This window comes from Anaerobacillus alkalidiazotrophicus (assembly GCF_001866055.1).
Genome location: NZ_MLQS01000001.1, coordinates 1,481,875 through 1,493,662, shown reverse-complemented (window position 1 = coordinate 1,493,662; position 11,788 = coordinate 1,481,875). Strand labels below are relative to the sequence as shown.

The following is an 11,788-nucleotide window of genomic DNA, read 5'->3' as shown; positions in this document are numbered from 1 at the left end:
TTGTAGTTTACTTAAGACAAGCCTATTTCTTCGCTGTTGACACAGTTAAGCCGATGGGGTCTCCTTTGTTAAAGATAAGTAAGGACGGTCAAACCTTTTTTCATATGCTTGATTTTTTTAAGTTGTTGATCCCAGAAAAAATAATTTATTAGGCCAAATTTAGTAAATAACAGATAGAGAATTTTCATACCCTTATCTAATCGAACTGGTCTGGATAATTGTTGAATATTTTTGGGAATGAAGTTCCCTTCGAGCACTAAGTTCACAATGGTCTTTACGATTGGTTCAATCATTTTTTCTTGAGCCTTCATTGGTCTCATCTGCAAACCTTCGACCCCGCCCTTAATAGCTGTACCAAGATAAGTTCTTCTTAATCTGAGAGCCAATTGTTGAAAATATGCCTCAAGATAATGAGATTGACTACTTTCAGGAAAACCCGATTGTACAAAAAAGCTTATACTGCCATTCGAAGGTTGAAGTTTCTCGATAAACTCCATGACATGCGAAGGCATGGCATGAACATATAGGGGCATGAAAAACATAACGTCTTTCTCACTTTTAAAATCCTCTGCCCATACCTCCCATTTATCTCTTTTCTTCAAATCACGAATTTCAACCCTTTCACCAAGGGCTTCAATAACTTTTTTCAGAATAAGTGTCGAATTGCTGCCACTCCTTCTAGGAGAACCGTTATAAATCACTAGTTTTTCCATGGATTGAACTGCCGCAGATGCCACAAACGTATTATTAGCCTTCTTTGGTTCCAAAGCGCGCAATTGAAGATGGCCATCTTTTACGATGCGATAGGCTTTAGATTTATAATGGTACACAGTTCGACACAAATAATCCTCGATAACCTGTTCTTCTTGATTGATTAAGCCTTTATTATCAAAGTAAAATACCATATCAGGATAGCACTCATATCTAGCAACGTGATGACACTCTCCATCGATAATTTCTATATATGGATGGTAGTGGGGAATTGCCCTATCCAAAAAAGCTTTTGCTTGATGGTTGATAAACCCTTGGGCTGTATCAATAACTATAATTACTGTATCACTGTTTACATAGTGGAGATAAGAGTTAGCCATTTGATCCTTCATTACACATTGACCAGGGGTCCTGATCCAACATGTCCAGCAACCAGTACACGGAGTTATCATTTGATCTCCTAATTTAACTACGTTCAAAGGTTCATCATAAAGATTTTCAATGGCATCATAAAGCTGAACTTCAATCAGTGGGGGTTTTCCTTCATCCCCCACTGATTGTTAGTTCAACTTATACCACAGGCATAAGAATAACTAATCATCAGCTATCACTGATGAAAGTTATTCTATATCGGACCTTTAGGGGCAGTTTATCCCCCACCTAAACTTCTCGATTTTCTTAAGTTTTGAGGTGGGGGTCTTACTTGCCCCTTAAGAGTGGGATAAAATTTACCTTCTTGTTTCACTCTTAGATCAAACAAAGTTACCATTTTTCCCCTCTCCTTTAATATCACTAGAAAACTTATACAAACTCAGTTTGTACCGTTCAACAGATGCATTTACAATAATTTTACAGTTAATACGTTATGAGTTCTACACTTTTTACGAAACTGTTTATATTCCGTAAAAAGTTAGTCTGTCGCCACTAGGTGTATTCACTTACCTTTTCTTCAGTAATAAAGAGTGACGAACATGTAATGTTACCGACTTCCCGTTCTGTTCTACACGTTCCGACAAAACACCCAAAATTTTTCGCAGTGACATCCTAGCATGCCTAGGTTATACTTCTTAGTGTTAATAAATCTTACATATTGGAGGGTCATTACTTGTTTGAACAACTTAGATGGAGCAACATGAACATAGGAAGAAAATACGCGTCTATTTTCTGTATTGTTGCTACAGTTTTTTTAGCAACAATTTTTGTTACATATTGGTTTTTACAAGAAACTAGTAAGACGATGAAAGAGACAATGGTTACTAATGAAATTGCGATTCATTCCTCAGAACTGATTTCTCTTTACCAAGATAAGTATTTACACATTCCCGAGTATATTGTTGCATCAAATGATGAAAAATTAAACGCCTATTTAGATGATAGTATCGATTTCATTCGTACGGCGAAAAACTTACGTCAACATCTTACGAATGAAGACCAAATTCGGATACTTGGAGAAATTGTTGAAAACAACAATCTATTAGATGAATATTTCTTCACCGAGATCGTACCAAATGTTCTGCAAATAAACACAGCTACCTTTTTAGCATTACAAGAAAATGCGAGTCAATTGAAAGCGGATACCATTGGACTAGCAAATCTATTAAAGGACGGAGCTGTAAATTCGAATACTGGTTCGATTCTTAGAGTCCAGGAAAGCATTCATAATATAACAACTATTCTTGTTACGACTGGAATCCTTTCCATTCTACTGGCATTTTTCCTTATCTATTTTATTAGTAGAAAGATAAAAAATGATTTAAATAAAATCGTTTTAACAAGTGATGCGATTGCTGAAGGAAATTTAAACTTTGAAAAATTAAAGAATACAGGAAATGACGAAATAGGGAAACTATCTTCTTCAATTAATCATATGGGTGAAAAATTAAGAGAGATGATTATTGAAGTGTCAAGTTTGGCCTCTGAGGTTGATCAACAGTCTGCCAAAGTTGCAAAAGCGTCTCTTGACGTCAAATTTGGAAGTGAACAAGTGGCTGTTACAGTGGAAGAATTAGCATCTGGATCAACAACCCAGGCTAACGAAGTCTCGATTATCTCGGAAAATACAAGCCGTTTTAACGAACGCTTGGTTACGGCAAATCAAAGCGGGGAAGCCTTAGTTATCTTTTCAGATGAGGTTCTACAAGTTTCAATAAATGGCGATAAGCAAATGAAAACGTCCGTTACTCAAATGAACCTAGTCAACGAACTTGTCCAAGCTTCTGTGCTAAAAGTAAATAGTCTCGAGTCAAAAACTCATTCAATCACCGAGCTAGTACATGTCATTAAGTCCATTGCCGAACAAACTAATCTATTATCATTAAACGCATCAATCGAAGCAGCTAGAGCCGGAGAAGCTGGTAAAGGATTTGCTGTGGTTGCAGAAGAAGTACGGAAATTAGCAGAAGAAGTATCAAATTCAGTAGAGAATATCACAGGCATTGTATACTCCATTACGACAGAAGCTTCTCAAGTCTCAAAAGAATTAAATGAAGGGTATCATGAAGTGAACAAAGGACGAGAGCAAATGGAAGCCTCAGGCCAATATTTCTTTGACATTAAAGAGAAAGTTTCAAATATGGCTACTGGGGTAAAGGAGATCGCGGATACTCTTGCTCATTTTGAGCAAACAAGCCAAGAAATTAACGCATCGGTTGAACAAATAGCTGCTATATCAGAAGAATCTGCTGCAGGTTCAGAAGAGATTTCTGCTTCTGTCTATGAACAGACAAAATCTATTGAAAATATATCAACGAGTGCAGAGACATTGGCCAAAATGTCTGAACGAATGAATGAAATAATTAAACAGTTCCGTTTATAAAAAGTGGAGGGATAATGTGTTAACGTTGGGCAAAAACCAGATTTTTATGCTTCTAGTATTAGTTTCAGTTTTTATACATGCCGCCTGTTCGAATATTGAGGAACAAGCTACCAAACCGATAGGAGAGAGCCACCTTTCAGCTGATGATGTGTATGTTGGATTTGTCATTGATACGTTAAAAGAAGAAAGATGGTATAGTGACAAGGAAATATTTGAAGAAGAAGTAAAGCAATTAGGGGCCAGAGTAAAGACACTTGCCGCTAACGGAAACGACGATGTTCAAATCAAGCAAGCAGAGCTTTTGCTTGAAGAAGGAGTCGATGTGTTAGTTGTCGTTCCTCATAATGCTGAAATTTCAGCTAAAATTGTCGAAATGGCTCATTTTGCTGGTGTAAAAGTGATCTCATATGATCGTCTAATAAGAAATGCAAATGTCGACTTATATATATCATTTGATAATGAGCAAGTTGGAAAACTACAAGTAGAGGAAATTCTTAATCATGTTAGTAAAGGAAATTTTGCATACGTTGGAGGAGCAGAAAGTGACAATAATGCTCATTTATTTAGGCAAGGAGCTATGAGTATCCTCCAACCCTATATTGATAGGGGAGACATTCGGATCGTATTGGATGAGTTTACCGAAGGGTGGAATCCAAGTATTGCTCAAGAAAACATGGAAAAGGTTCTCAGTAATTTGAATGATATTGATGCAGTAATTGCTGCTAATGATGGCACGGCTGGTGGTGTGATAACCGCTTTAACAAAGGCAGGATTACAAGGTGTTCCTGTGTCTGGACAAGATGCTGAGTTAAGTGCAGTAAAAAGAATTGTAGATGGAACACAAACGATGACTGTTTACAAATCAATTCAGAGCCTTGCAAAACATGCTGCAAAAATAGCAGTTCAAATTGCCAAAAACGAAGAAATCGAAACGAACCAAACAATTAATAACGGAAAAATTGACGTACCATCGATTTTGCTAGAACCGATTCCGGTAACGAATAACAACATAAAGGAAACGATTATAAAAGATGGATACTTAACGGAAGCTGATATTTATAATTAGACTCACAAAAGGGCTATCTCACTCAAATGAGATAGCCCTTTTGTGCGTTTGGCAGCGCATAAAGGCGGTGTCCCAAAAGTATTTGACACCACGCGGCTTCTACTAAATACTGACGGATAGATTGATTATTCGTCTACATTTAGGTTTGGAACGGTGTCCACCCTGGAAAGAGAACTCGTTCTAGCTTCGCTAGAACATCGGAAATTCAGATGGAGTCTCTAACTCCACCTGAATGGAAGTTCCCACCTACGCTACGCGTAGAGGTGGGAGGGCTTACTGCCCCTTAAGAGTGGGATAAATTATTATATTACATTTCCGTCCTTTTTCCTGCGAGCACATCCCATTTCAGTAGCTTATTGATATACGTTGTACCTTCAGAATGAAGTAGCACGTGTTCCCCTAGTTCTTTAGTGAAAAACAAAGAGGTAAATACACATTCTCCATCGTTTACAAACACTTCAATCGAGGATACATCTAAAAATATGGAGAGCTTCACTTGATTGGACAGGTTAATAGACTGACTCCTTATGAAATCGTTTTTCGATCTCAAGCTCTCAATAGGATATTCGGAGTCTCTTCGATTCAAAATCATTTCATTTCTATTTTTATCAAAGGTTAGCGATAGCTTCTCATTTTCACTTTTAAAAAACTCCATTGTGAATTTTTTGCTACTTTGCATGTCAAATAAAACCTCAAACCGTTGAGTAGTCCCATTTAGACTATTATTTTGATAATTACCTGAAATCACAAAGTCCGAGAGCTCCACTTTGTTTTGCTGGTATGCTTCAATTTTGTAATAAGGCTTTTGAATAAGCTTTCCATCCTTCAAAGAAAGCTCTCTTGGGAGCGACATTGACCCGTTCCATCCATGTCCTAACTCATGCAACGGGTATTTGATATCCCACATATTCATCCAGGCAATCACCACCCTTTTTCCTTCTTTCGTTAGGATTGATTGCGGCGCATAGAAATCAAACCCTTGATCTAATTCCTGCTCGCTCTCTACTGTAAATTCCCCGGTAGAGTAATTAAAGCTTCCAATCAAGACCATTGTAGAGTGTACGTTTTCAAAACTATTGCCAACACGAGGTTTTTCCTGAGGTGAAAAGAGCATGACGTCCTTTCCATCCAGCATAAATAAATCAGGACATTCCCACACGGTGCCATAATCTCTACCAAGTGAAAATTGATTTAAATACCTCCAATTTATTCCATCTACTGACGTATAAAATAATACGTATCCGATTTCCTCAATACTTTTTGCTCCTACTACCATATAGTACATTTCGTCCTGTATCCAAACTTTAGGGTCTCTGAAATCCTCAAGCCTTATGCCCATTGGAATTTGTTCCGTAGAAATTACTGGATTATTTTCGTATTTTGTATAGGTCACACCATCTACTGATTTTGCAAGACATTGCACTTGTCTAATATAGGGTTCGGATTCTAACTTAATCGCAGCTGTGTTCTTTATTAAATTCTCATCATACAAAACATCAAGCTGAGAATCGGTATGACCGGTGTAATAGAGCCAATGCTCGTTTCTAACCTGAATAGCTGAGCCTGAAAAAATTCCATTCCGATCGTATTCTTCACTTGGCTTCAAAGCGATTTTTTTATGACGCCAATTTATTAAGTCTGAACTAACCGCATGGCCCCAATGCATCGGTCCCCAAATAGAGTCATATGGGTAATACTGGTAAAACAAATGATATTCTCCATTAAAATAGGAAAACCCATTTGGATCATTCATCCAACCACACTCTGGCATTAGATGATAGCTATGCCTATAAGTATTGATTATTTTAGTCGTTATTTCTGTCATTTCTGATCACCCGTTTCTACTTTTATATCCAAATGGACTTAAGCTTAAAAACTCTAATTGATTTTATTAGAATGTTCTCATCCCCAATGAGAGTGAGTGCGTTACTGTCTTCTAGTGTAGGATAAGCCCTGCTCGTCACCATTCTGCGGTTATTTAAGTAACATTCTATGGCTGAATGATCGATAAATATGTGGGCAATAAGGCCATGATCAAGGTCAAGTACCCCACCCTGGATGTCTCCTCCCCATCCGATTCTGCTTTGACGGCGATCTATCGAAACTTCCCTATTTTCTTTCGAATAAATTAAACTTGTCTTTTCTTGGTTCTTAGGATCCTTTTTTAGCTCTACGCCAACTACTTGCTCCGTGTCTTCGAATTCAACAAGAACCTCCAGCATTTTATCATCGATTGTTTTAAGCTTTTCATTAATTTCACGTAAGGATTTTTTCGTTTCATTTACTAGCAACTTATCTCTTAGGCCCACTAAATTTTCTAGAGGTTTCATTCTTAGTTCCCCATTTTCTAAATAAAGCTCGATGGGAAGTCCTGCATTATGTGCCCAACCAGAATCAAACTCATCCTGCTCACTTCGGTTTCCTTGAAGGATAGAAAAAACAATGGATTTCCCTGTCACCGGATCCACAAACCCACTCGGTCCACTAAACTTAAATTTCCCATAATCCAATAGCTGTGGCTCATTTGTGTCTAGGATAAATTGATAACTACTTTTATCAAATTCACCAAGAAAATAGTACGTATCGACATGGTCATCTGACTTTGTCTGAAAATAGCTCATGAAGATAAAAACATGTTTTGAATTTCCCTTGTTATCCTTTACCGGTAATAAGACAGGAAGCTCCCAATTCGTTCCTAAATGTGGATAACGATCCGAGTCAACTGTCAGAAACTCACCTCTAAAATTCCATTCCTCACAATTATGAGAAGTGTAAATCCAAGCCGTTGGACCTTTCCCTTCAATTCCACCGCCAATGATTAAGTACCATAACTCTTCCTGTTCATCTTTCCAAACAAATGGATCTCTAAATTGAGAGGGAATACCTTGTTTGTCAGTTTGCTTGATTGCAGCATTCGGAAGCATTTCCCAATCAACTAAACTAATATCATTGATATTAGTAGGGACCGCAATCGCTACGCCTTGGTTATGTTTCTTTTCAAAATTAGCAAATGTATAAAAAAGATACGGGACATCATTTGGACCTATCACAGCCGAGCCAGACCACACCCCTGAAGGAGATAATTCTCCCTTTTGGGGAAATAAGGCCGTTCGTTCATTTTTCCAAAAAACTAAATCATTACTTGTCCAGTGCCCCCAGTGTAAATTAGAGAAATAAGGACCAACTGCATTTTTCTGATAAAACAAGTGATACTTTCCCTTATAGTAAAATGGTGCATGAGGTTCGTTCATCCAATGCTGTGGTGGTATTGCATGATATTTAGGGCGGTGCGGGTCATCCAGTAATTTCGTTTCATCTAAATCAATCTCTTTTAAATCAAGAGAAAGCTTTGTTTCTACCGATAAAAACTGCCGTTGAATGACTTCTAATGGCATCGCTTCATCAAAAACTTGAATAAAATCCATCAATCCAGAAAACATTCCAGCTGTAAAAACATGACTAATTTTGAAAGGTGCATTGTTTAATCCAATCGATAGTGGTACAGTAGCTGATAGCATCTTTTTGATGGAGTAAGTTTCCACTTGAGGATTGGCATTAATATAAATAGAAGCCTTTCTTGTTGCTTGATTGAAGGTAGCCGTAATGAGTGATTTCTTAAATAAAGCTAGTTGTTCATTACTTCTTAACCGATGTACCTGGGTCCCGTCCCCTAACTCGAACTGAACTTCCCCGTACCTGTATATACTTAAAGCAAAACCTCTTTTATTCTCTTTATCTAATTGATCAATAATTGTCGTAGCCACTTCTCCATGGCACGCCTCAAAGCAACGTGGGGCTACGAATGCCATGATCGTAAAAGAGCCACTTATTTCTAAAGGTTCGTCTTTTATATAAGTAGAATACCCGTCGAAATCTAGCGCATACCCTGAAATTGGAGATTTAATCCAACTTGGCGAACTATTTCCCTTATACTTTGCATGATTAAACACGTAGTCAATATCCAATACATTGCCACGAATACTTTCTTTAGTTATACTTCCTTTACCTTCACTAAAATTTAGGTTGTAGATCTGTTTCATAAGTCACCTCACTATCCTTGCTTATTTAATACCAGATGAAGTATCTTGTGGCATTATATATTTCTGCCCGAGAATATAGATAAGTAAAATTGGAATGGTTGTCACAGTTAAGCCTGCCATCACCTGATTTAAATAAACAGGTTTTGTTTCATTCATAATGTTTACTGCTACAGCAAGGGGGTACTTATCAGTTTCAGTAAAAATCATAAGTGGCCATATATAATCATTCCAAGATCCTACAAACACTAATATCCCAATAGTCATAAAAATTGGCTTCGATATCGGCACGGCAATTTTTGTGAAGATCTTCCACTCAGAGGCACCATCCATATGTGCGGACTCTCGTAACTCTTTTGGAATTTTTTTGAAAAAAACCATAAATAAATAGATGTTAAATGCACTTCCAATATGAGGCAATGATAAACCCCAGACTGTATTCGTCAGATTCATTTCATTAATAATGATGAATATTTGGATTAAAACAGACTGGAATGGAAAGATAATTAAAATGATTAGCAGACCAGTAATATACTTTTTAAAAGGGATATCAAAGGTTGCTAATGCATACCCAGCTAATGAGTTCACAAATAAACTTCCAAACACAATGACAAAACTATAATAAACACTGTTAAAAAAATGAACCGAAAAATTAAACCTACTAAATATTTCTTTATATGAATCAAACCAAAGGTGGATATTACTAAAATTTGGTACAAAGCTATTGATTGTCCCTATTTCATTGGCTATCTCTGCAACTGTTTTTGTACTGCTAACGAACATCCATACCGTTGGAAATAAGAATAGAATCGTAAAGCCAATTAATATAAGGTACTTAATAAAGTTAATAACATTAAATTTCTTCACGTTCTATTCCTCCTTCACCATTTTTCTTTGCGCAAAGGCAATGACAATTAATATTAATGCAAATACTACTGTTATTGCACTTGAGTATCCGATTTGGCGATACCTTGTTCCTTGCTCAAACATGTATAATAGAATACTAGTTGTACTGTTTTGAGGACCACCATTTGTTAAAACTAAAGGTTCAATGATAATTTTAAATGTACCTGTCGTTACTACAAGTAATACAAATACTAGCTGACCTTTTATACTTGGAACAGTAATATATTTTAATTTTTGCCAAGCATTTGCTCCTTCTAAATCCGCAGCTTCATACATAGAAGGTGGAATATCTTGAAGAGCTGCTAGCAGTATTAACATCTGGAAGCTAATTCCTTGCCAAAGAATAATGAAAGAGATAGTTGGAAGCGCTAATTCAGGACTTGAAAAAAACTCTAGCTTACTAAATCCCAAATTGGCCAAGAACATATTAACGATTCCTACATTTGGATCTAGTATGTTTTTCCATAATAAAGCAACAACGATAATCGATAATATATAAGGCGAAAAAAATGCCGTCCGAAAAAAAGTGTTAGCTTTTGATTTTTTGGTAATGAGTAACGCTAAGAATAAAGAAATCGCAACTTGAAATGGAACGATATAAATAACGTATTTTGTAGAATTTAGGAAAGCTTGTTTGGCATAATTGTCCTTGAAAATTTCTTTATAGTTATCAATTCCAATAAATGATATATCATTTGGTTTTAGCAAGTAATAATTAGTAAAGGAATAACCAACCGCAAGAATTAACGGATAAATGACAAATATTCCGATTAATATAAACGCCGGAAGTAAAAACAATACTTTAGTACTGAAAAAGAAACTTAGATTTTTAGATTTTTTTATGTTATACCATACTCTCTTCATATTAAATTCCCCTTAATAGAATAGTAAGTATACGAGTGTTCGTATACTTACTATCATCCTATTATTAATCACCTTATTTGAACCTTACTGCTTCTCTTTCTGATTTTGCAATAGCAGTATTCACTAAATTTTCAACAGAATCTGTACCTAAAGCGAGACCTTCAACAATATCACCAAGTATGTCCTCTAATACTGGGAAGATTGGTGATTTTGGTTTAACATGCTTCGTTTGAGCTAGTTGATCTAACATTAATTTTCTTGGGTATTCACCATATGTTTCAGATGAGTCTAATAATTCTTTATGACCAGGAATTAATCCTGCAGCTTCTTCCATAGCTAGGGCGCTGTCTTTATTTGTTAAGTGAGCTACTAATTCCGCAGTAAGCTGTGGATACTTTGTATTCTTTGTTGCTGCTACATACCAGCTACCATGCGGTGCTGAGTTATGTCCTTCTTTCCCATACGGATATGGCATTAATGACCAATTTAAGTCAGGATATTCAATAGGAAAGACGCCAACCATCCAAGGTCCTTCAAAACTAATGGCTGCCTTTTCTAAAGCAAACGCATTTTCTCTAGCAGTAGATGAAACAATTCCCTCTCTAAAAAGAGTATTTATAAAATTAAAGGCTTCTATAGCATTGTCACTATTTAAGTAGCCTTCTGTATCTAACCCATTCTCTCCAACTAATTGAACATCATTCGAAAAGATAATCGGGGAGTGAGCATACATCTGCCAGCCATTATTATCAGGAAACATGTGTACCGGTTCTTCCCCCATATAATCTCTAAGAATCTTCGAATTTTCTAAGAATTCATCATAACTCCACGCTAAATCTAAAGTCCAATTACCGTTTTCATCTGCTGGAATGTCTATGCCTGCAGCTTCAAATAAATCAACATTGTAGAATACAGGTGCAGATAAGTCAAAAGATTGTAAGGCATATAAATGATCTCCAACACTACCAGCATTAACGATTGCATCTAAATACGAATCTATCACATGATGGTCTAGATATTCGTCAAGCGATAAAAGGATCTCTGCATCAACATAAGAAGCTGTATGCACACTCTCTAATGTAATAATATCTGGCAAATTTCCAGTTGTAATGGCGGCGTTAAGTCTATCATTATAACCACTTCCTTCACCAGTCTTAACGATATGCTCAACGGTTACTTTTACTTTTTCGTGCTTTTCTTCAAATTCTTTCACTCTTAATGCATAATTCAAGCCTTCTGGATCATCTGCAGGAACATGTACCCATACTGTAATTTCTATTACTTCATCTCCATTTGTAACAGTAGATTTACTTTCGGAATTAGAGCAAGCCATTAAACCAAAAGCAAGTACAGCAGTCATCAATAAAGCAAATACTTTTTTCACAATTA

8 protein-coding genes are annotated in these 11,788 nt (G+C 36.5%); 2 read left to right on the top strand and 6 right to left on the bottom strand.

The genetic code is table 11. The features are described 5' to 3' along the window. Positions 1-68 precede the first annotated feature (68 nt). Entirely contained in the window at positions 69-1,091 is a 1,023-nt protein-coding gene (locus tag BKP45_RS07150) for a hypothetical protein (protein WP_211272943.1), read from the bottom strand. Positions 1,092-1,816: 725 nt separating this feature from the next. Between BKP45_RS07150 and BKP45_RS07145 the strand changes: the two genes are divergently transcribed. Then, positions 1,817-3,526, top strand: coding sequence for a methyl-accepting chemotaxis protein (locus tag BKP45_RS07145; protein ID WP_245747392.1), 1,710 nt, complete (start codon positions 1,817-1,819; stop codon positions 3,524-3,526). Positions 3,527-3,572: 46 nt separating this feature from the next. Next, a complete protein-coding gene (locus tag BKP45_RS07140; RefSeq protein WP_071389076.1) occupies positions 3,573-4,592 on the top strand; it encodes a sugar ABC transporter substrate-binding protein in 1,020 nt (339 codons plus the stop codon). Positions 4,593-4,899: 307 nt separating this feature from the next. Here BKP45_RS07140 and BKP45_RS07135 read toward each other — a convergent pair whose 3' ends face one another. The 5 genes from BKP45_RS07135 to BKP45_RS07115 form a co-directional block, all read right to left on the bottom strand. Continuing rightward, entirely contained in the window at positions 4,900-6,417 is a 1,518-nt protein-coding gene (locus BKP45_RS07135) for a glycoside hydrolase family 32 protein (protein ID WP_071388960.1), read from the bottom strand. A 22-nt stretch (positions 6,418-6,439) separates the two neighbouring features. After that, positions 6,440-8,632, bottom strand: a complete 2,193-nt coding sequence (locus tag BKP45_RS07130) for a GH32 C-terminal domain-containing protein (RefSeq protein WP_071388959.1) — start codon at positions 8,630-8,632, stop codon at positions 6,440-6,442. Positions 8,633-8,653: 21 nt separating this feature from the next. Next, entirely contained in the window at positions 8,654-9,496 is an 843-nt protein-coding gene (locus tag BKP45_RS07125; protein WP_071388958.1) for a carbohydrate ABC transporter permease, read from the bottom strand. 3 nt (positions 9,497-9,499) lie between these two features. Next, complete coding sequence (locus tag BKP45_RS07120; protein WP_084787674.1) at positions 9,500-10,399, bottom strand: carbohydrate ABC transporter permease; 900 nt, start codon at positions 10,397-10,399, stop codon at positions 9,500-9,502. Between the two features lie 73 nt (positions 10,400-10,472). Next, positions 10,473-11,783, bottom strand: coding sequence for an ABC transporter substrate-binding protein (locus BKP45_RS07115; protein ID WP_071388957.1), 1,311 nt, complete (start codon positions 11,781-11,783; stop codon positions 10,473-10,475). Between the last annotated feature and the right edge of the window lie 5 nt (positions 11,784-11,788).

Bases quoted from the DNA above. Each gene is read 5' to 3' on its own strand.
- BKP45_RS07150 (WP_211272943.1), bottom strand. From the start codon at position 1,091: ATGGCTAACTCTTATCTCCACTATGTAAACAGTGATACAGTAATTATA.
- BKP45_RS07140 (WP_071389076.1), top strand. From the start codon at position 3,573: ATGCTTCTAGTATTAGTTTCAGTTTTTATACATGCCGCCTGTTCGAAT.
- BKP45_RS07135 (WP_071388960.1), bottom strand. From the start codon at position 6,417: ATGACAGAAATAACGACTAAAATAATCAATACTTATAGGCATAGCTAT.
- BKP45_RS07130 (WP_071388959.1), bottom strand. From the start codon at position 8,632: ATGAAACAGATCTACAACCTAAATTTTAGTGAAGGTAAAGGAAGTATA.
- BKP45_RS07120 (WP_084787674.1), bottom strand. From the start codon at position 10,399: ATGAAGAGAGTATGGTATAACATAAAAAAATCTAAAAATCTAAGTTTC.